General features: G+C 59.3%; 19 protein-coding genes. 8 read left to right on the plus strand and 11 right to left on the minus strand.

The features are described from left to right. Positions 1-224: 224 nt before the first annotated feature. The 3 genes from LZG00_02795 to LZG00_02805 all read right to left on the minus strand — a co-directional run bounded on the left by LZG00_02795 (position 225) and on the right by LZG00_02805 (position 5,221). Entirely contained in the window at positions 225-2,636 is a 2,412-nt protein-coding gene (locus LZG00_02795; protein MCF3592921.1) for an FAD-dependent oxidoreductase, read from the minus strand. A 20-nt stretch (positions 2,637-2,656) separates the two neighbouring features. Continuing rightward, on the minus strand, positions 2,657-4,144 hold the full coding sequence (locus tag LZG00_02800) for a trimethylamine methyltransferase family protein (protein MCF3592922.1): 1,488 nt from the start codon (positions 4,142-4,144) through the stop codon (positions 2,657-2,659). Between the two features lie 168 nt (positions 4,145-4,312). Further along, the gene (locus LZG00_02805; protein MCF3592923.1) at positions 4,313-5,221 is read right to left on the minus strand and encodes a LysR substrate-binding domain-containing protein; all 909 of its coding nucleotides are present in this window, start codon (positions 5,219-5,221) and stop codon (positions 4,313-4,315) included. Between the two features lie 390 nt (positions 5,222-5,611). Between LZG00_02805 and pnp the strand changes: the two genes are divergently transcribed. Continuing rightward, the gene (pnp, locus tag LZG00_02810; protein ID MCF3592924.1) at positions 5,612-7,747 is read left to right on the plus strand and encodes a polyribonucleotide nucleotidyltransferase; all 2,136 of its coding nucleotides are present in this window, start codon (positions 5,612-5,614) and stop codon (positions 7,745-7,747) included. 315 nt (positions 7,748-8,062) lie between these two features. Here the strand turns inward: pnp and LZG00_02815 are convergent, their stop codons facing one another. Further along, entirely contained in the window at positions 8,063-8,716 is a 654-nt protein-coding gene (locus LZG00_02815) for a peroxiredoxin (protein ID MCF3592925.1), read from the minus strand. A 167-nt stretch (positions 8,717-8,883) separates the two neighbouring features. Between LZG00_02815 and LZG00_02820 the strand changes: the two genes are divergently transcribed. The 3 genes from LZG00_02820 to trxC all read left to right on the plus strand — a co-directional run bounded on the left by LZG00_02820 (position 8,884) and on the right by trxC (position 11,939). After that, positions 8,884-10,329, plus strand: a complete 1,446-nt coding sequence (locus LZG00_02820; protein MCF3592926.1) for an aldehyde dehydrogenase family protein — start codon at positions 8,884-8,886, stop codon at positions 10,327-10,329. Positions 10,330-10,396: 67 nt separating this feature from the next. Beyond that, the gene (locus LZG00_02825; protein MCF3592927.1) at positions 10,397-11,434 is read left to right on the plus strand and encodes a serine/threonine protein kinase; all 1,038 of its coding nucleotides are present in this window, start codon (positions 10,397-10,399) and stop codon (positions 11,432-11,434) included. Between the two features lie 70 nt (positions 11,435-11,504). Continuing rightward, positions 11,505-11,939 (plus strand): thioredoxin TrxC, encoded by a 435-nt coding sequence (gene trxC, locus LZG00_02830; protein ID MCF3592928.1) that lies wholly within the window; start codon positions 11,505-11,507, stop codon positions 11,937-11,939. 124 nt (positions 11,940-12,063) lie between these two features. On the opposite strand, the gene LZG00_02835 is transcribed toward trxC, so the two are convergent. Next, a complete protein-coding gene (locus tag LZG00_02835; protein ID MCF3592929.1) occupies positions 12,064-12,285 on the minus strand; it encodes a hypothetical protein in 222 nt (73 codons plus the stop codon). A gap of 278 nt (positions 12,286-12,563) precedes the next feature. Between LZG00_02835 and LZG00_02840 the strand changes: the two genes are divergently transcribed. Next, positions 12,564-12,950, plus strand: a complete 387-nt coding sequence (locus LZG00_02840; protein ID MCF3592930.1) for an acyl-CoA thioesterase — start codon at positions 12,564-12,566, stop codon at positions 12,948-12,950. A 27-nt stretch (positions 12,951-12,977) separates the two neighbouring features. Here LZG00_02840 and LZG00_02845 read toward each other — a convergent pair whose 3' ends face one another. The 4 genes from LZG00_02845 to ettA form a co-directional block, all read right to left on the minus strand. Further along, a complete protein-coding gene (locus LZG00_02845; GenBank protein MCF3592931.1) occupies positions 12,978-13,364 on the minus strand; it encodes a DUF302 domain-containing protein in 387 nt (128 codons plus the stop codon). A 20-nt stretch (positions 13,365-13,384) separates the two neighbouring features. Continuing rightward, positions 13,385-13,939, minus strand: a complete 555-nt coding sequence (locus LZG00_02850) for a L,D-transpeptidase (protein ID MCF3592932.1) — start codon at positions 13,937-13,939, stop codon at positions 13,385-13,387. A gap of 292 nt (positions 13,940-14,231) precedes the next feature. Further along, positions 14,232-14,438, minus strand: a complete 207-nt coding sequence (locus tag LZG00_02855) for a cold-shock protein (GenBank protein MCF3592933.1) — start codon at positions 14,436-14,438, stop codon at positions 14,232-14,234. Positions 14,439-15,053: 615 nt separating this feature from the next. Beyond that, on the minus strand, positions 15,054-16,709 hold the full coding sequence (ettA, locus tag LZG00_02860; protein ID MCF3592934.1) for an energy-dependent translational throttle protein EttA: 1,656 nt from the start codon (positions 16,707-16,709) through the stop codon (positions 15,054-15,056). A 201-nt stretch (positions 16,710-16,910) separates the two neighbouring features. Here ettA and LZG00_02865 point away from each other — a divergent pair, with 201 nt between their 5' ends. The 3 genes from LZG00_02865 to LZG00_02875 all read left to right on the plus strand — a co-directional run bounded on the left by LZG00_02865 (position 16,911) and on the right by LZG00_02875 (position 19,897). Beyond that, positions 16,911-17,519, plus strand: a complete 609-nt coding sequence (locus LZG00_02865) for a nicotinate-nucleotide adenylyltransferase (protein ID MCF3592935.1) — start codon at positions 16,911-16,913, stop codon at positions 17,517-17,519. Between the two features lie 63 nt (positions 17,520-17,582). Beyond that, complete coding sequence (gene dacB / locus LZG00_02870; GenBank protein MCF3592936.1) at positions 17,583-19,097, plus strand: D-alanyl-D-alanine carboxypeptidase/D-alanyl-D-alanine-endopeptidase; 1,515 nt, start codon at positions 17,583-17,585, stop codon at positions 19,095-19,097. A 155-nt stretch (positions 19,098-19,252) separates the two neighbouring features. After that, entirely contained in the window at positions 19,253-19,897 is a 645-nt protein-coding gene (locus tag LZG00_02875; GenBank protein MCF3592937.1) for a hypothetical protein, read from the plus strand. Positions 19,898-19,960: 63 nt separating this feature from the next. On the opposite strand, the gene LZG00_02880 is transcribed toward LZG00_02875, so the two are convergent. Both LZG00_02880 and LZG00_02885 read right to left on the minus strand, forming a co-directional pair. After that, positions 19,961-20,374: a L,D-transpeptidase gene (locus LZG00_02880; protein MCF3592938.1), complete on the minus strand. Its 414-nt coding sequence runs from the start codon at positions 20,372-20,374 to the stop codon at positions 19,961-19,963. After that, complete coding sequence (locus LZG00_02885; GenBank protein MCF3592939.1) at positions 20,375-20,800, minus strand: tellurite resistance TerB family protein; 426 nt, start codon at positions 20,798-20,800, stop codon at positions 20,375-20,377. Between the last annotated feature and the right edge of the window lie 41 nt (positions 20,801-20,841).

Raw genomic sequence — 20,841 nt, forward strand, 5'->3', positions numbered from 1 at the left:
TGGGCTGTCGTCGTCTCAGGAAGGAGAATTAAGGCGGGCAAGTCCCCGCAGGCCATGAAGATGCGCGACCCGTTCAAGTGGTTTCAAAGCAACCCGGAGAGCATGCGCCCGGCGGCGATGGCTTTTTGCCCGTGCGCGGGATCAACGCCGGTCGCGAAACGGTTCGATATTGGTGGAACCGTTTCGGCCTGATTTGCCCCGCACGCTCAAATTCTGGCGCTTTGCTAAGCTTTTTGTCGGGCGTTTGCGGCATCCCAGACCGGAGCGTCATGAAGTGTCAGCGCGCGGCGTTTGCCGAGAATGACAACTTCCAACCCATCGGTGACGCCCGGATCGACATAGGCAAAGGCCAAGCTCTTGCCCGTGGCATGTCCGTAGCCGCCCGAGGTGCAGACTCCGACCACCTTGTCACCCTGCATTACCGCCTCTCCGCCATAGATGTCGCAATCGGTCGCCGCCACTTCGCCATAGACAAGTTTGGTGGTTATCCCCTGCTGACGCAGATTCTCGGTCGCGGCGCGGCCTTTGAAGTCGCCCTTGCCCGGGGCGTAGAAGCGCTCGCAATCGGCCTCGATCAGGGTGATTTCATTGGTCAGTTCTGTACCAAAACCGCGATAACCTTTTTCCATCCGCAATGAGTTCACGGCGTGGACGCCGAAATCGGCGATGCCGTGATCCTGTCCTGAGGCCCAGATTGCATCGTAGAGTTTTGCCAGATCGCCCATCGGCGCGTGCAATTCCCAGCCCAGTTCGCCGACATAGTTCACCCGCAGCGCACGGACAGGAATGTTGGCAATGCTGATTTCCTGCCCCGAGAGCCAGCGGAACCCCGCATTGGTCAGATCGGCATCAGTCAGGGGGGCCAGCACTTCACGTGCCTTCGGGCCAGCCACCACCAGCATTCCAAAGTCATCGGTGACATTTGTGATGGTCACATTACCGCCCGCGGCAAAGGTCAGTTGATCCTGTGTCATCCGTTCGGTGCCCGCGCCCGACAAAACATAGAACCGGTCATCGGCCAGGCGGGTGATGGTCCATTCCCCTTCGATCCGGCCACCCTCGGACAGAACATGGGTCAGGTTGATGCCACCCGCCCTCTTGGGTAGTTTGTTGGCGGTCAGATGGTCCAGCAATGCTTCGGCGCCGGGGCCGGTGACGTCGAACTTGGCAAAGCTTGACAGGTCCATGATACCAACGCGTTCGCGCACGGCGCGGCATTCATTGGCGACAATATCAAAGACGTTGTTGCGCCGGTATTGCAGCTTCTCCTCGAACCCTTCGGGGGCGAAATACTTGGGCCGCTCCCAGCCATAAACCTCGGTATAGACAGCGCCCTTGGCTTTCAGAGGTGCATAGAGCGGCGTGACCCGGCTGGGACGGCCCGCGTGAATTTCACGGCCCGGCAGCGGGGTTTCGAACATGTTCTCGTAATCGTCGAAACTCTTGGCGCGGGTATAGTCCTGATCGGCATAGGCGCCGAAGCGACGCGGATCGACGCAGTGCATGTTGATATCGGCGTCGCCATGCACCATCCATTGCGCAAGGTATTTACCGGTGCCTGCGCCTTGCGCGATGCCGATGGCCGCACCGCAGCATTGCCAGAAATTGCGAAGGCCCGGGGCGGGACCAACCAGCGGGTTGCCGTCGGGCGTATGCGGAATAGCGCCGTTGATGATGCGCTTGATCCCGGCATTGGCAAAGATCGGCATCCGTTCCAGCGCCTTTTCCAGCCAGGGCGCGATGCGGTCGATATCGCCCTCGAACAGTTCGTTCTCGCTGTCCCATTCGGGAAAGCCGCCGCGCCCCGCCCAGGCCTGACGGCTGCCGTAGTGTTCGTAGATGCCCACCAGTCCGGCCTTTTGTTCCTGCCGGTAATAACCTGCGGTGGCCGGGTCGCGCATCACCGGCAGTTCGGTGTCGAGATCCTTGAACTCTTCCAGCGGTTCGGTGACCAGATATTGGTGCTCCATATTGGTGATGGGGGTTTCCACGCCGACCCATTTGCCGACCTCGCGGGCATAACACCCGGCGGCGTTGACGACGTGTTCGCAGGTGATGTTGCCCTGATCTGTCACGACCTCGAATTCGCCTGAGGGCAGCACGTTGATATCCGTCACGCGGGTGTGGCGGATGATCGTGGCCCCCATCTGTCGTGCGCCTGCCGCCATGGCGTTGCAGGCGCTGGAGGGGTCTACGTGACCATCCATGTTTGTGTAGGCACCGGCAAGAACGCCATCGGTCTGAAGCCAGGGGTTGAGTTCCTTGATGCGCTCAGGGCCGATGACCTCCATGTGAAAACCGACATTGGCCGAAAACCCGGCGACATGCGTAAACCAATCCACCTCTTCCTGCGTTGTGGCCAGACGGATGCCGCCACAGCCGTGCCAGCCCGCGGGTTGGCCGGTGATCTCTTCCAGCCGTGGGTAAAGCGTGTTGGAATAATGATGGATCTTGGCCATGTTGTAATTGCTGATGAAGCTGGGGCACTGGCCCGCCGCATGCCAGGTTGAGCCGCTGGTCAGCTCGCCCTTTTCGATCAGCACCACGTCTTTCCAGCCCTCTTCGGCCAGGTGATAGGCAAGGCCCACGCCCATCATGCCACCACCGACGATTACCACCTTTGCATGAGACTGCATCGTTATTCCTTTCTGTTAGGCTACCAGGTGCCGTTTCCGGCAAACATCCGGTCTCTGGGGAGAATGATATTGAAGTTATCGCGCAACCGTCGATCCACCTGCTCGGGGATATGGCTGGGGTAGTTTTCTGCGAGGATCTTGCGCACCTTGTCGCGTGCGACATCGCGCGCATCACGGGCGCCGGCATCTTCCCATTCGCTGATGCTGCGCCGGTCGGCGATATCTGGATAAAGGTAATCGGTCTTCATCCGATTGTAGGTCTGGGCATGGCCAAGAAAATGCCCTTCGCCAAGCACGACATCGCGGATCACGTCAAAACTCAGCGTATCTTCGGAGACCTCGACGCCGCGCACCGTGCGCAGGATCGCCCCGATCAGATCGTTGTCGAGCACATAGCTTTCGAAGGTTGTTCCCATCAGCGAGCCTTGCATGCCCGCGCATTCATGGATCATCGAGGCCCCGGCATGTGCCGCCAGGGAGATGGTGTAGCCCTTTTCGCCGCCCGCCTGCATGTCGGGCAACTTGCTGTCGGTCATGCCGGCGGGTACCGAATTCGGCAAATCGTAGAAGCCCGCCATCTGGGCGCAGGCGGCCGACAGCAGCGCCTGTTCGCCGGACCCGCCCGACATCGAACCGGTGCGAAGGTCGCTGACAAAGGGCCAGGTCGCAAAAATGCCGCGGCAGTTCGGGTCGATGATGTTGCACAGGACGAGCCCGGCCAGAACTTCGGCGCAGGCTTGGGCCACGGCGCCGGCCAGCGTTGCGGGGGCCGTCGCGCCGGCCTGTCCGGCCGCGACCAGCAGGATCGGCATGCCCGCTTCGACCGCCGCTTCGAGCGCGTCACAGCTTTCCGTTGCAAAGCGCATTGGGGGCACTACGTGACAGCAGACTGCGGTGCAGAAGGGGCGGGTGCGAAACTTGCCCTCGCCACCTGCAACGGCATCAAGCATTGGCATCACGGCCTTGACGCTGGCGCTGTCGGTATAGCTGATGGCGATGGATTTTGACGTGCCTGACAGGCAAGCATAGGTTGAATTGATATCCAGATCGAGAATGGATTTCGTATCGCGCGCCACGACCGAGCGATGATACCAATGGATATTGTCCAGCCGGTCGACCAGACGGGCGATGTCATAGAGATCGGCGACCGAGCTTTCACGGTATTTGCCGCTGTGAAAATCCATGATTGTGGGGGCCGCGCCGCCCGTACCTGTGTGGACGCGCCGCCCACCGATTTCGATGTCATGCGCCGGGTCGATCCCGTGCAGCGTGAACTTGCGCCGGGTGCGGGCAATCACGTCTTCGACCAATGTGCGCGGAAAGAGCAAACGACCGTTGCTATCCACGGTACACCCTGCCGCGACGGCGCGGGCCTCCAGGCTTGGAGTGATCTGTGACAAGCCGAGCTCGGCGAGCAGTCGCAGCACCAGCTGATGGACGCGCTCCATCTCTGGGAAGGTGAACGGGCAATACCGCCCGCCGACCATGCCGGGGCTGATCGGAGGCATGACCGGGGCAACATCGGATCTGTTGCGGCTCCGGCGGTTGGGTTTTCGAACAGCAATCGTTGGCATGAAAGACCTCGCAGAATTCCTGCAATCAAGCAGGGGCAAGCATGCCCAATCTTTCAAGAGATTATTTCGAATGCGTCCCATTCCCCCAGAACATGCGAAATGCTATTGGCCTTCACATTCCTCCATAATCCACTGGATAAACCCTGCAACGGCCGGATCTGACATTCTTTTTTCGGATGCGCCAATGTAATAGCTGCTGGTCGTTTCGATCGGCCTGTCAACAGGGCATACCAATTGCCCGTTCGCCAGCATCTCGTCGGTGATGTAGCTCCACCCCAACGCGATGCCCCGCCCGGCCTCGGCTCCCCGAAGAACCATCGGATAGCTGTTGAGGCGAATCCCTCGGCGCACGGGCTGCCCCGTGACGCCTTGTTGAGCCAACCAGACGCGCCAGTCGACCGCGCCCCAGATCGTTCCGCCGCCATCCAGATGCAGCAGCGTCTGGTCCAGAATGTCATTGGGGCGTTGCAGTTCTGGATGGTCGCGCAGGTAACCGGGGCTGCAAACCGGATAAACCTTCTCGCCAAACATCCGTCGGGCTTGGATATCTTCCCAACCGCCATCGCCGTAGAGAATTGCGACATCGGCATCCCGGTTCTTCAGGTCAACCGCCTGATCCGTTGCCAGAACTCTCAGGTCGACCTCGGGATAACGCGCGCCGAAGCGTTCAATACGGGGCATCAGCCAGAAATAGGAAAGCGCAACGGAGGCCGCGACAGTGATCTGCGGCGGGTCGGTCGAAGCGCGCAATTCACCAACGCAACCCGCGATTTCATCCAGCCCCCGTGTTATGGCTTCAAACAGGCGGTATCCGTCGGGTGTCAGTTCGATGGCACGATGCTTGCGAAGGAAAAGCGACCGCCCGAGATTACCTTCCAGCGATCTGATCTGACGGCTCACGGCGCTTTGAGTCAGGCAAAGCTCATCTGCTGCCGCGGTGAAACTCATCCGCCGCGCAACAGCCTCGAAGGTATGAAGCTGTGACAGCGCTGGCAGAGGGTATTTTCTCAATTGAAGCTTCCTCACAGCAGCAATAGCGGCATCAATCCGAAGACCCGCAATGAATGCACGACCAAACTAGCCTGTGTCCAGCTTTGACGGTCAATTGAAGCCAGAAATGCACGGTGCTGAATGAGCAGGTTACCGCTGTTCCAGAAAAGAGTGCGGCCAGACCAATTTTTTGCAGAAAAATTGAATGACCGGGGTATGTGGCGCCGATGTGCCAATCACCTCGCCCCTTTCCAAACATCCCAAACTCATCTATAGCGCCCACATCTGAGACGTGACGCCTATTGAGCCCCCGGGCGCGTGCAACAGGATTGGGGGCGGCGGCAATGGGGCCGCCATTGAAACGGGAGACCCGGGATACGCCTGGGAGTGCTCCCTTACAGGAAACGATACATGTTCAACGTAACGAAGAAATCGATTGAGTGGGGCGAAGAAACCCTCACTCTGGAAACGGGCAAGGTTGCTCGTCAGGCAGATGGCTCGGTCATCGCCACATTGGGTGAAACATCGGTCATGGCCAACGTGACCTATGCCCGCAAGCAAAAACCGGGGCAGGACTTTTTCCCGCTGACGGTTCACTATCAAGAGAAATACTATGCTGCCGGTAAAGTGCCGGGCGGCTTTTTCAAACGTGAGGCACGCCCCACCGAGAAAGAAACCCTGACTGCGCGTCTGATCGACCGTCCGATCCGCCCGCTGTTTGTCCCCGGCTTCAAGAACGAAGTTCTGGTGATGTGCACTGTGCTGTCACACGATCTGGTCAATGACCCGGATATGGTGGCGATGATTGCCGCAAGCGCCGCGCTGACCCTGTCGGGTGCGCCGTTCATGGGGCCGATTGCTGGCTGCCGCGTGGGCTATGAGGATGGTGAATACATCCTGAACCCTGAAGTCGACGACATGCACAATCTGCGCAACAACCCCGATCAACGTCTTGATCTGGTTGTGGCCGGCACCAAAGACGCCGTGATGATGGTGGAATCGGAAGCTTATGAGCTGACCGAAGCTGAAATGCTGGGTGCGGTGAAATTTGCCCATGACGCCATTCAGCCGGTGATCGACCTGATCATTGATCTGGCCGAAGATGCAGCGAAAGAGCCGTTTGACTTCACCCCGCCGGATTATAGCGAACTCTTTGAAGCGGTGAAGAAAGCCGGTGAAAAGGACATGCGCGCAGCGTTTGCCCATACCGACAAGCAAGAACGCACGGCGGCTGTGGCTGCGGCCCGCGAAGTGATCAAAGCGGCACTGACCGAGGAACAGCTGGAAGACGGCAACCTTGGCGCGGCGATGAAGAAGCTGGAAGCGGGCATTCTGCGCGGTGATGTTGTGAAAACCGGCAAGCGGATTGATGGGCGTGACACCACGACCGTACGTCCGATTGTTTGTGAAAACGGCCTTCTGCCGCGCACACACGGTTCGGCACTGTTCACCCGTGGCGAAACGCAGGCTTTGGTTGTGACCACGTTGGGCACAGGCGATGATGAGCAATTCATCGACGCGCTGCATGGCAACTTCAAATCCAACTTCCTGCTGCACTATAACTTCCCGCCCTATTCGGTTGGTGAAGTTGGCCGTGTGATGGGCCCGGGACGTCGTGAAATCGGTCACGGCAAACTGGCATGGCGCGCGCTTCAGGCGGTTCTGCCTGCGGCTACCGACTTCCCTTATACCCTGCGTCTGGTGTCTGAGATTACCGAGTCGAATGGCTCGTCCTCGATGGCATCGGTTTGTGGTGGATCGCTGTCGATGATGGACGCGGGCGTTCCGCTGAAATCGGCTGTTGCTGGTATCGCCATGGGTCTGATTCTGGAAGAAGATGGCTCGTATGCGATCTTGACCGACATCCTTGGTGATGAAGATCACCTTGGTGATATGGACTTCAAGGTGGCCGGGACCGAAAGCGGTATCACGTCGCTGCAGATGGACATCAAGGTTGCAGGCATCACGCCCGAGATCATGGAAAAGGCGCTGGCTCAGGCCAAAGATGCGCGTATCCATATCCTTGGTGAGATGAATAAGGCGCTTTCGGGTGCTGGCGACTTCTCGGTTCACGCACCGCGCATCGAGACCATGAACATCCCCACCGACAAGATCCGTGAAGTGATCGGGTCGGGTGGTAAGGTGATCCGTGAGATCGTCGAAGTGTCGGGTGCCAAGGTTGATATCAACGACGATGGTGTGATCAAGATTGCGTCGCCAAATGGCGAAGCCATTCAGAAAGCCTATGACATGATCCACGCGATCGTGGCCGAGCCGGAAGAAGGTGCGATCTATAAAGGCACAGTCGTGAAGATCGTCGATTTCGGCGCCTTCGTGAACTTCTTTGGCAAGCGCGATGGTCTTGTGCATGTCAGCCAGATCGAAAACCGCCGCCTGAACCATCCGTCGGATGTGCTCAAGGAAGGTCAGGAAGTCTGGGTCAAGCTGCTGGGCTTTGACGATCGTGGCAAGGTGCGCCTGTCGATGAAAGTGGTCGATCAGGAAACCGGCAAAGAAGCTGCGCCTGAAGAGAAAAACGACGACTGAACCTTCTAGGGTTTTTGCAAGATAGAGAGGCCCCGGTGGAAACGCCGGGGCTTTTCTTGTTGTGTTGGGTTGCCTGCGTTGCGCACGGCAGCCGTTGTTGATGTTTGTAGTAAAGCGTTTCCACTTAAACCTGAGGCAGGATTAAGTGGAAACGCCGCGCAATACATCAATGTTGCGGGCGCTTCGAGACAAACTCGTGATTCAAGTTTTTCTCGAACCGCTTTAGAACAGCAAGCCGAATGGTGTTTGAGACGAAAACGGCCCCGTCCGGTGAAGTGGACGGGGCCGTGTTTAATTGTGCTTCTGCGCTTTCGATCAGCTCGGATCGGCGGTGGTGCGCAGGTAGGGCAGTTTGATGTCGATATTGCCGAATTTGGCTTTTGCCTCTTCGTCATTGAGCGACATAGCGACGATCACGTCCTGGCCCTTGACCCAGTTGGCGGGGGTCGCGATGGGCGCGCCATAGGTGGCTTGCAGCCCGTCGAGCGCGCGCAACACCTCGGCAAAGTTGCGGCCCACCGACATCGGGTAAGTCATGCTCAGTTGCAGCTTCTTGTCGGGCGAAATGATGAAGACCGAGCGCACAGTTGCACTGTCGGCGGGGGTGCGGCCATCGGGAAGATAGGCATCGGCGGGCAGCATGTCGAAGGCTTTGGAGACCTCAAGCGACGTGTCGGCGATGATCGGGAAACCCGCCTTGGCACCGGCAAAACCTTCGATATCGCCTTTCCATTTCTTGTGTTCCTCGACACCATCGACCGAAATGCCGATCACCTTGGTGCCCCGCTTGGCCCATTCATCGGCCAGTTGTGCCACGGCACCGAATTCGGTGGTGCAGACAGGTGTGAAATCCTTGGGGTGAGAGAAGAGAATCGCCCAAGAATCGCCGATCCAGTCGTGGAAGGTGATCTTGCCCTGATCTGTGTCGGCGGTGAAATTGGGAACGATGTCATTGATACGAAGGCCCATGGTTCGGCTCCTTTTTCTGGGTTTGGTTAACTCGTTACCGTATAGCTATGCTGTGTCGCAGTGTTTTTACACCCCCTGTCTTGCGGGTTTCTGGTCACAATGACAGAGTGTCGCGAATCCAGATCAAGCGGCCTGTGCGGCCTGAGGCAAATCGAGAGGGAAATGCAATGATCGAGAAGCGGCAGTTCTACGTCAATGGCAAATGGGTCGACCCGATCGAGGGCAAGGACCATGAGGTAATCGACCCCTCGACAGAAGAGGCGGTGGCGGTGATCTCGCTGGGCGGGCAGGCCGATACGGACGCAGCAGTTGCAGCGGCCAAGGCGGCACTTCCCGGCTGGATGGCGACGCCCAAGGAAGAGCGCATCGCACTGGTTGAGAAGCTGGTCGAGATTTACAAGACGCGCGCAGGCGAGATGGCCGAGCTGATCTCGATGGAGATGGGCGCCCCGATTGATATGGCGAAATCGGCGCAATGGGGTTCTGGCTATAGCCATCTGAAGAACTTTGTGCGTGCCGCAAAAGGGTTTGATTTTATTCGCCCGCTGGGAGATCACGCGCCAGACGACCGGATCATTTATGAGGCCGTGGGTGTGGCCGCTCTGATCACGCCCTGGAACTGGCCGATGAACCAAGTGACGTTGAAGGTTGGGGCCGCAGCCGTGGCGGGGTGTACCATGATCCTGAAACCGTCGGAGGAGACGCCGCTTGACGCGATGCTGTTCGCCGAGATGATGGACGAGGCGGGTTTCCCGCCGGGTGTGTTCAACTTGGTCAATGGTGATGGTGTGGGCGTTGGTAGCCAGCTTTCGGCGCACGAAGGTGTCGATATGGTGAGCTTTACCGGATCGACACGGGCGGGCACGCTGATTTCGAAAGCGGCTGCTGATACGTTGAAGAAAGTGCATCTGGAGCTGGGCGGCAAAGGGGCCAATGTGGTCTTTGCCGATGCCGACGAAAAGGCGGTAAAGCGCGGTGTGCTGCACATGATGAACAACACCGGTCAAAGCTGTAACGCGCCGAGCCGGATGTTGGTGCAGCGCGAAAAATACGACGCGGCGGTGGAAGAAGCGGCCGCAGTGGCCAGTTCTGTCAGCGTCGGCAATGCCCATGAGGAAGGGCGCCATATCGGCCCGGTGGTGAACGCGGTGCAATGGGGCAAAATTCAGGACCTCATTCAGGCCGGGATTGACGAGGGTGCGCGGCTTGTTGCCGGGGGCACGGGTCGTCCCGATGGGCTGAACAAAGGGTATTACGTGCGCCCGACCGTTTTTGCCGATGTGACCCCGGACATGCGGATTTACCGCGAGGAAATCTTTGGGCCGGTTCTGTCGATCTCGCCGTTTGACACCGAGGAAGAGGCCATCGAGATGGCCAATGATACGCCCTATGGTTTGACCAACTATGTTCAGACCCAAGACGGTGCGCGGCTCAACAAGATGGCGCGCGCATTACGCTCGGGCATGGTCGAGATGAACGGCCAGCCGCGCGGTGCGGGTTCACCCTTTGGCGGGATGAAGCAATCGGGCAACGGGCGCGAAGGCGGGGTTTACGGCATCGAAGACTTCCTTGAGGTCAAAGCGGTTTCTGGTTGGTCGAGCGCCAACGACTAAGCCATCATGGACATGTGATGCGATCCGGGGCTATTGCTGGCCCCGGATTTTCTATTTGGAGCGCCTGATGGCCAACCTGCCCGACAGCATGACATTCGTGCCGGAAACGGTGCTGAAACGGGATGTGTTTTCCGAGACGATTTCCGGGCATCTGGCCGAAGATCCGGTGCGCAAGGTGGTTCTGCGCAAACTTGATGGCGTGCCGTGGTGGGCCAAACCTTTGGCATGGTTTCTGGCCCGCAAGGAGGTGCGTGGATTGCGCGCCGTGAGCGGGATCGAGGGCGTTCCCGAGCTGTTGCGTGTCGATAAGGTGGGGTTGTTGCGTAGTTGGTCGCATGGCACGCCGTTGCAGTTGGCCCGGCCCGGTGAGGCTAAATGGTTCAAGGATGCCAAGCGGTTGCTGCGCGAAATGCGCAGACGTGGTGTGACCCATAACGATATTGCCAAGCCGCAGAATTGGCTCATGGCGCCGGACGGGCGCGCGGCGGTGATTGATTTTCAACTGGCCAGTGTGCATCGCCGCCGGGGCAAGATTTTCCGGGTGATGGCACGCGAGGATTTGCGTCATTTGTTGAAGCAGAAACGCAATTTTGCGCCGCACTTACTGACCGCGACAGAGCGACGGATGCTGGCGCAAAAGGCGTTGCCAACGCGGCTCTGGATGGCAACGGGCAAGCGGATCTATAATTTCGTGACGCGTCGGCTGATGAATTGGTCGGACGGTGAGGGGACCGAGGACCGGATCGCGCGTGATGGCGCGGCGGTGCGCAAGGCGTTGGCGCAACCCGGGATTGGGGAAGTCGCACTGTTCACCTATGCGCTTCCGGCGCGGGGCGTTGGGGTTTACGCCTTTGCCGAGACCGCCTTGGGAGCGGCGGAGCTGCGCGCGTTGGTGCCTGAAGCGCAGGCCGAGTTGGTGCAACCTGTGGCAGCGATGCCGCGCAATGCGCACGGTGGTGTGCGCGAGGATGCGCTGCAATTGGTGGCGACGAATCGTCTGGATGAGTTGGAGCTGCTGATTGCGGCTGAGCCTGATTTGGCGGTGGCGATGAAGCCGATTGTTGCCGGGCGATTGAACCTGACTGATCGAGTGCTGAAAAGCTGAGATCCGGGGCTTTCAATTCAGGTTTGCTAACATATATTAGTTATCGAATGTGATTTGAGTGGAGGCTGAAATGGCCAATTCCTTGAAAGTAACGTGCCTTGACTGCGCGCAGGTCAACCGGGTGCCCCAAGACAAGTTGGGCAGTGGAGCGAAGTGCGGCACCTGCGGGGCGCCGTTGATCCGCAACAAGGCAGTGGAGGTGGATTTCGCCACGCTGCAAAAGGCGGCGCGCAACGATGATCTGCCGCTCGTGGTGGATTTCTGGGCACCGTGGTGCGGACCTTGCCGGCAGATGGCGCCGGAGTTTTCCAAGGCTGCACAAGAGCTTGGCAGCAAGGCGCGTCTGGTGAAAGTGAATACCGAAGAGCATCCCAAGGCGGGTCAGGCCTATGGAATTCGCGGTATTCCGACCATGGCGGGCTTCCGTGGCGGGCGCGAAAAGGCGCGGCAATCGGGCGCCATGCCAGCGGCCTCAATCGTGTCTTGGGTAAAGGGCGCCGTCTAAGAGCGGGTGCTTGAAAGCGTTTCTGGCTGGACTTGTGACAGGGCTAAGTGGAAACGCCACGCAAGACATCCATGTCGTGGGTGTTGCAAAACAAGCGCGTGAGCGAGGGTCATTTTGAGACGCTTTAGCGGATACGCTGAACCTCGACAGCCGATTCCGGGGCGCCAAATGCGCCTTTGATCAGCATGTGCAGATAGGTCGTTGCCATGATCAATGCGGCGGGCAGGCTTGCCGCGACGAGATAGATCACCAGCATCTGTGACCAACTGACATCGAATCCGATCAGTGCCACGAGAGCGCTGATCATTGCTGCGATGCCTGACAAGAACACGATCATGATTACCATGTGTTCGCCTTTGTAATTTCTGCCCCGTCCTTCGAATTATCAATGAAAATACGCCAGAAGTAAGGCGCGCTTCTGGTTCAAGGATGGAGAAGCGGGAAATTGCTGGTATCTACGGGATCTTCGGGGCATATCCCTGAAGCGTCGTGCCCAAAGCTGAATCATCGGTTTTTTGGCAAGTTGCTGTGAAGTATTCATAGGTTGCGTTGCGCTCCGTCTCATCCCGGCCTCGAGTGTAAGGCGGAACGCGTTGACAAATGATTAACTGGGAGAAGCCAGCAATGAACGAAGCCGAAAAACCGCAGGGTGATCTGATGTTGCGCACGCAGGCGATGCCTGCCGATGTGAATGTGAACGGCGACATTTTCGGCGGATGGGTGCTGAGCCAGATGGACACGGCCAGCGGGATTGTTGCGTCAGAACGGGCGCAGGGACGGGTGGCGACGGTGGCGCTGGACGCGATGAAGTTCATCCGTCCGGTGCAGGTGGGCGATGTTTTGTGCGTCTATGCGCGGGTGCAACGGGTCGGGCGCAGCTCGATCGGTATCGCCACCGAGGCTTGGGCGCTGCGCCATCTGAAAGGACACCGCGAGAAGGTGACCGAAGCGGTGTTCACCTTTGTCGCGATTGACGAGAACGGGCAGCCGAGGCAGGTTCCCGAAGTGTAAAAGCCCCCCTGAGAACCGGGGGGCAGGTCAGATCGCGTCGACCACCTGTTGCAACATCTTGCCGACCTCGCCAGCCACGCCTTGCAGACCGGCATTGTCGATCGAGGCCATTGAGGCCGATGGATCGATCGCCGAGACTTCTACACCACCGTCAACCGACCGCAGGATAACGTTGCATGGCAGCATCGCGCCGACGCGCGGTTCAAGCCCGATGGCCTCCCAGGCCATGGTCGGGTTGCAGGCGCCGAGGATGCGGTAATCCTCCATGTCCTTGTCGATCTTCTTTTTCATCGTGGCCTTGACGTCAATTTCTGTCAGCACCCCAAAACCCTTGTCAGACAGGGCCTTGCGAGTGCGGGCATCGACGTCTTCAAAGCTTGCGCCGGTGATGATGCGGTTGAAGGTATAGGACATGGAGTTCGCCTTTCGAAGGATCAGACCACCGTGACGACCGTGCCAACCGGCACGCGTTTGTAGAGGTCAATCACATGTTCGTTGATCATGCGGATGCAGCCATTGGAGACCGAGCGACCGATGGATTTCGGCGCGGTGGTGCCGTGGATGCGGAAATAGGTGTCGCGCCCGTTCTTGAAGAGATAAAGCGCGCGCGCACCAAGCGGATTGCCGGGGCCGCCGGGCTGAACATAATCGTTGTCCTTGAACTTGCCGTAGGCTTTGGGATCGCGCTCGATCATCTCGTTGGTGGGGCGCCAGGTGGGCCATTCTTTCTTGACGGAGATCGTGGCGGTGCCGGTGAAATCGAGACCAGCTTTGCCGACGCCAACGCCATAGCGCAGTGCGGTGCGCGGCGCGGTGATGAAATAGAGGAAATGCGCCTTGGGCAGGACCAAAAGCTGACCCGGAGCGTAGCTCGGACCGACCCTGACCTCTTGTGGCAGAAGGATCGGATCAAGCTCGAATGCGCGCACGATGGAGGGCGTGGCAAGGGTGGCAGCGGTACTGGCAAGAAAATTACGACGAGAAATCATGAGCGGGCCTCTGGTGTTTCACTGAAATATATATGGGGAATCGATAGCGCAATTTGAAGAGTTTCTCAACGCACCCCACGAAAACGTTAATGGCTTGTGGCAATGCGGATGCGGGGGGTGATTTGCGTGCACCGTCCGGCTGCTGTCCGGCTGCCGGGTTGATTGCAAAGGTTAACGTCGAATTAGGTTAATCCGGCGTGCGGTGCGGTGGGTAAAAGCGGCGGAGGCAACGAAAAAGGGTGCATGAAATCATGCACCCTTCGCAATCCTGACGAATCAGAATTTATGTGGCTTATGCCAGCGCGATGTTGATCGCGGCTTCACGACCGTCACGGCCGGGTTCGATGTCGAACGTAACTTTCTGGTCATCGGCCAGGCCGGTGAGGCCCGAACGCTCTACGGCGCTGATGTGGACGAAAACGTCCTTGCCACCGGTTTCCGGTGCGATGAAGCCGAAGCCTTTAGTTGTGTTGAACCATTTTACGGTGCCATTGGCCATATCCGTAGTCTCCTATAAATGCTGCCCGCGTAGGTGCGACAGCCTGGCGTAGTCGGTCTGGATCGAGGGACTGAACGCCGTTTGAAGGGAGACAGTGGGTCGAAATAGAATAACGTCTGCAAGGGGGCATATGGGGGTATGCGGGATAAAAAGCAAGAGATTCTTTAGGGGAGGTGGATTCAGGCAAGTTGACGCCGGGGCGGGTTGTGGCGGTTAATGGAGACCCGAAGTTTGCGTCGTTGAAGTAAAGCACTCTGCGGAAACGCCCCGCGTTTGCGCCGCGCCTTAGCGTCCACGAAGTGGGCGCGTAAGCCGGCAGTGTATTGCGCAGCAATGCACGAGAGGCCGACCGATACTGCGTCGTTGAAGTAAGGCACTCAGCGGAAACGCCCCGCGTTTTCGCCGCGCCTGAGCGCCCCCATGGGCGGGCGCGACTTCGTCACCCCCGGGGCCTGACGGCCCTCTGCGGCCTCAAACGCTCCACTGGAGCGTTTGCAAGACGGCCTTCGACCCGCGGTCGGGTGCTACCCGGGTATGTGGTGAAAATGAAAGGGCGGTCCGAAGACCGCCCGAGTTCTTTCGTTAAATTGAGCTGGGCAACCTAGTGAGCTGGCCTTACCTCGAAAACTTCTTATGCTTCAACCGCTTAGGTTCCAGCGCGTCCGCCCCCAGACGGCGCTTCTTGTCTTCCTCGTAGTCTTCAAAGTTGCCTTCGAACCATTCGACGTGGGCTTCGCCTTCGAACGCCAGGATATGCGTGCAGATCCGGTCAAGGAAGAAGCGGTCGTGTGAGATGACCACGGCGCAGCCGGCGAAATCGACGAGGGCGTCTTCGAGGGCGCGCAGGGTTTCGACGTCGAGGTCGTTGGTCGGTTCATCGAGCAGCAGCACGTTGCCGCCTTCTTTCAAGAGGCGGGCCATGTGGACGCGGTTGCGCTCCCCGCCGGACAAGAGCGAGACTTTCTTCTGTTGATCGCCGCCCTTGAAGTTGAACGCCGAGCAATAGGCGCGGGAATTGACTTGGGCATCGCCCAACTCGATGATTTCGGCACCGCCCGAGATGGCCTCCCAGACGTTATCATTATCCGCCAGATCGTCGCGTGATTGATCGACATAGGAGAGTTTGACCGTATCGCCGTATTCAACCGTGCCTGCATCGGGCGTTTCCTGACCCGTCAGCATCTTGAACAGGGTCGATTTGCCGGCCCCGTTCGGGCCGATCACGCCGACGATGCCGCCGGGGGGCAGCGAGAAATCAAGGCCTTCGATCAAGAGCTTGTCGCCCATCGCCTTTTTGAGGCCGTTGACCTCGATCACCTTGGAGCCGAGGCGCGGGCCGTTGGGGATGACGATCTGGGCGCGGCCCACTTTTTCGCGCTCGGACTGATTGGCGAGATCGTTGTAGGCGTTGATCCGGGCTTTTTGCTTGGCTTGGCGCGCTTTTTGACCCTGACGCATCCATTCGAGTTCGCGTTCCAGTGTTTTCTGCTTGGATTTATCCTCGCGCGCTTCCTGGGCCAGACGTTTGGCCTTTTGTTCGAGCCATGCAGAATAATTGCCCTCGTAAGGGATGCCGCGACCGCGGTCGAGTTCGAGAATCCATGAGGTGATATCGTCAAGGAAATACCGGTCGTGGGTGACGATCAGGATGGTGCCTTTGTAATCCATCAGGTGCTGTTGCAGCCAGGCGATGGTTTCAGCGTCAAGGTGGTTGGTCGGCTCATCGAGCAAGAGCATGTCGGGCGCTTCGAGCAAGAGTTTGCACAGCGCGACACGGCGGCTTTCCCCGCCAGAAAGCGAAGCCACGTCGGCATCGTCGGGGGGGCAGCGCAATGCCTCCATCGCGACGTCGATCTGGCTGTCGAGATCCCAGAGGTTCTGGGCGTCGATGTCGTCTTGCAGGGCGGCCATTTCGTCGGCGGTTTCATCGGAATAGTTCATCGCCAATTCGTTATAGCGATCGAGGATGGCTTTTTTGGCGGCGACGCCGAGCATGACGTTTTCACGCACGTTCAGGTTTGGGTCGAGTTGGGGTTCCTGCGGCAGATAGCCGACGCGCGCGCCTTCGGCGGACCAGGCTTCGCCCGAGAAATCCTTGTCGATCCCGGCCATGATCTTCATCAGGGTCGATTTACCCGAGCCGTTGACGCCGACCACACCGATTTTTACGCCGGGCAGGAAGTTGAGATGGATGTCTTCAAAACATTTCTTGCCGCCGGGGTAGGTCTTGGAGACGCCCTGCATGTGGTAGACATATTGATAGGAAGCCATGGTGCCCTCGTCTCTTGTCGGAATCTGCGCGAATGGTGCGATGTCAGCGGTGGTGATAGCGCGTGTGGCGGGCGGGGGCAATCGGAGTGATCGCTGTGCGCGTGGATGGGGCGGGAGCGCTCCGCGCGGGGATATTTAAGGCAAGATGAAGCATGGGTTTCGCGTTGACTTGTCAGGCCGTGCAGGGTGACAAGCGATTGGATGAAGTCTGGGCTTCCATATGTGCGCGCGGGGCAGACCGTGGGGTTGCTGGGCGGATCGTTTGATCCGGCGCATGAGGGGCATGCGCATATCAGCCGCGAGGCGTTGAAGCGGTTTGCGCTGGACGAGGTTTGGTGGCTTGTGTCACCGGGCAATCCGCTCAAGGTGCGCGGCCCGGCGCCCTTGGCGCAGAGGATGGCGAGGGCGCGCCAGGTGATGGACCACCCAAAGGTGAAGATTACCGATTTCGAGGCACGTGTGGGCACGAGGTATACGGCGCAGACGCTGAAGGCGCTGATGGCGGCGTGTCCGGGGGTGCGATTCGTCTGGTTGATGGGGGCGGATAACCTGCGCGAGTTTGATCAGTGGCAGGATTGGCGCTGGATCATGGAAAACGTGCTGATCGGTGTTTTGGCGCGCCCCGGTCAGCGGATTGCCGCGCGCCATGCCAAGGCGGCCGATATCTATCGCTTTGCGAGGTTGAGGGGGCGAGAGGCGCCCGCGCTGGCGCAGGGGAAGGCGCCGCGGTGGTGTTTTGTGAATGTGCCGATGCTGGATATCTCGTCGAGCGAGATACGGGCGCGGGGCGATTGGGGCGGGTCGAGGTAAATCCACTGTGAGAGACGTTCTGATGGCTTGCTCAAAGCCATGCCTTGGGATTAAGTCACCCGTATGAGACAGCGTATTTCGAGACGGTTTTTTCTGGGGGCCGGGCTGGCAGGGGTCAGCCTTCCTGCATGGGCCGACGCGCCCAAGACGTCGCTGCGTCCTGTATTGCGCCCGCTGGTGCGCAACGGCGCAGGGGCGAAGGTGGCCACCAAGGCACAGGCGACGAGTGCGGCAGCCCTGGTGCGGGAGGCCAAGCTGGGTGGGCATGTGGCTTTTGCGGTGGTTGACACCAAGAGCGGGCTGGTTCTGGAGGCGCGCGAGGGGGATTTGGCGCAACCACCTGCCAGCGTAACCAAGGCGGTGACGGCGCTATATGCGCTTGATACGCTGGGCGCGGGGCATCGCTTCCACACCCGGTTGATCGCCACCGGACCGGTGCAGGGCGGCGTTCTGAAGGGTGATCTGGTGTTGGCGGGCGGGGGTGATCCGACGCTTGATACCAATGCGTTGGCCGCCTTGGCGAGCAAGCTGAAGGCGGCGGGTGTGCGCGAGGTGACCGGGCAATTCAAGGTCTGGGGTGGGGCGCTGCCGAGGTTTCGCGAGATCGACAGGGCGCAGCCCGACCACGTTGGATACAACCCCGCGATCAGTGGCATCGCGTTGAATTACAACCGGGTGCATTTTGAATGGAAGCGCGGCGGCAATGGCTGGACCACCACCATGGATGCGCGTTCAAACAAGTATCGCCCAGAAGTGACGGTTGCCAGGATGCAGGTCGTGAACCGTGCCGTGCCGGTTTACACCTATAGTGAGAAGGGCGGTGTGGAACACTGGACCGTTGCCAGCAAAGCGTTGGGCAATGGCGGGGCGCGTTGGCTGCCGGTGCGCCAGCCCGAGATCTATGCCGGGCAGGTGTTTCGCACCTTTGCGCGCGCGCAGGGAATCGTGTTGGGGCAACCCAGGCTGGAACAATCGAAACCCGGCGGTTCGGTTGTGGCATCGTATGCCAGCCCCGAGTTGAGCACCATATTGCGCGGCATGCTGAAATATTCCAACAACCTGACGGCAGAGATGGTCGGGCTGGCGGCGACGGTCAAACGCAAGGGCGGGGCGGCGAACCTGAAAAGCAGCGCGACGGAAATGAGCCGCTGGGCGGTGGGTGCGCTGGGCATGAGCCGGGCGCGGTTGGTGGATCATTCCGGGCTTGGCGATGCTTCGCGGCTGACGGCGGCGGATATGGCGCGCGCATTGGTCAAGGTTCATGCCGTGGGCGCCTTGAAGCCCATGCTGAAGCCGATTGCGTTGCGCAATTCCAAGGGCGGCGTGGACAAGAGCCATCCTATCAAGGTTTTCGCCAAGACCGGCACGTTGAATTTCGTGAGCGCGCTGGCGGGGTATATGCGCGCGCCGGACGGCACCGAGTTGGCCTTTGCCATCTTCGCCGCAGACGAGGACATCCGCGCGCGTCTGAGACCCGAGGAGCGCGAAAGACCGCAAGGCGCACGGGGATGGAACGGGCGAGCCAAGAAGCTGCAACAAAAGCTGATTGAACGCTGGGGCACGCTTTACGGGACGTGAAGCGGCAGGTGGGCAGACGTGCCCGTCAGGCCCGGCAAAGCGTGTGGTGAGGATGAGCGCATTGGCGCGCCAGATCACGCGCACGCGAAGTTTTGTTGACGCCCCCCCTGATGCTTGGGAAGCTGATGTTTCAAAGTATATTCAGGGAGATCATTATGAAGATTGCAAGACTAACCACGTTTACTGCGGCGGCGCTTGTGGCATGTGCCGGGGTTGTGGCAGCGCAGGATCAGCCGATGGGCTTCTTCGTGAGCAGCAAGGGGCTGGGCAATGGCGGCGATCTTGGCGGGCTTGACGGGGCCGACGCCCATTGCACCAGTTTGGCCGAAGCGGCAGGCAGCAGCGGGCGGACATGGCGCGCCTATCTCAGCACACAGGAAGAGGGCAAGCGCGGGGTTTCGGCACGTTATCGGATCGGCACGGGGCCTTGGTATAATGCCAAGGGAGTGTTGATTGCCAAGGATCTGGACGAGTTGCACCTTAACCCGAACATCATCAAGAGCACTGCGCTTGATGAGAGCGGTAATCCTGTCAAAGGGGTTGGCGATCAGCCGAACGAGCATGACATCTTGACGGGTTCAATGGCGGACGGCATGGCGTATTTCCCCAGCGACACGGACGATCACACCTGTTCCAACTGGACCAGTTCGGGCGAGGGCAGCGCGCAGGTCGGCCATCACGACCGTCATGGCGGTGGCAATACGTCGTGGAATTCGGCGCATGGATCGCGCGGGTGCAGCCAGGAGGCGTTGGTCAGCACCGGTGGCGGAGGGTTGCTCTATTGTTTCGCCGCTGACTGATCCCGGCAATGGTGCGTGCTAATGCGTTTCGAGTGAGACGCTTTGGCACGCGGTCCTGCGGAATCAGGGCATGATGTGGATCAGCGTGTTGGCGCGGCCGTGTTCGAGCACCATACGATAGAGCGTTTCGGCATTATCAGGGTGCATGCGAACGCAGCCGGCGGAAGCCGGGGTACCGAGGCGTGCGATTTGATCGGTGCCGTGAATGGCGAAATTGCCGGAGAAGAAAATCGACCAGGGCATCGGCGCATTGTTGTAGAGCGAAGAATAATGCATCCGCTTCATTGATTGCACCGAATAGAGGCCCACGGGCGTGAATTTACCCGCGCGGGCGGTGGAAACGGGCCAGACATGGAGCGGATCACCATCGAGCAGGACCGTCATCTGCTGATCCGAGATGTCGATGCGCGCCTCGACCTCGCCCGCCCGGAGAGGCGCGGCAAGACAGAGCAGCAAAAGGATCGCCAGACGCAACATTCAGAGCGTCATGTGACGTGCGCGCGCTCCGCGTTCAATGGCGGCGGCGTGCAGGCGGTCGATGTTCAGCTCGTAGCGGATTTCTTCCAGCAGGCGCAGTTCTTGCGCGCCGATCGAGCCGTCGGCAGCCGCGACATCGCAGGCCAGCGCATAGGCTGTCTCGTTGAGCTGTTCGGGCAGGTTGTCGCGCACGAGACCGAAGAGGGCGTCGAGTCCGTCTTCCTGATCGAAGAGATCGAACACGATTTGCGACATGGTCTTCATCCGGTCGATATCATAACCGCCGAACACCGGCAGGTTGTTCACCGTTGTCTGGATCTTGACCAACTCGGACGTGCGGATTTTTTCATCCGAGGCCGAGACGGCAATCATCACCGCGACTAGACAGTCCTGGGGTGACAGCGGATGGGAGGTTTGATCGTTCATCTTTGATGTCCTTTGCGGTCGGGGCTACGCCAGTGAATATT

The sequence above is a fragment of the Rhodobacteraceae bacterium LMO-JJ12 genome (assembly GCA_021555075.1).
Lineage (GTDB): Bacteria > Pseudomonadota > Alphaproteobacteria > Rhodobacterales > Rhodobacteraceae > JAKGBX01.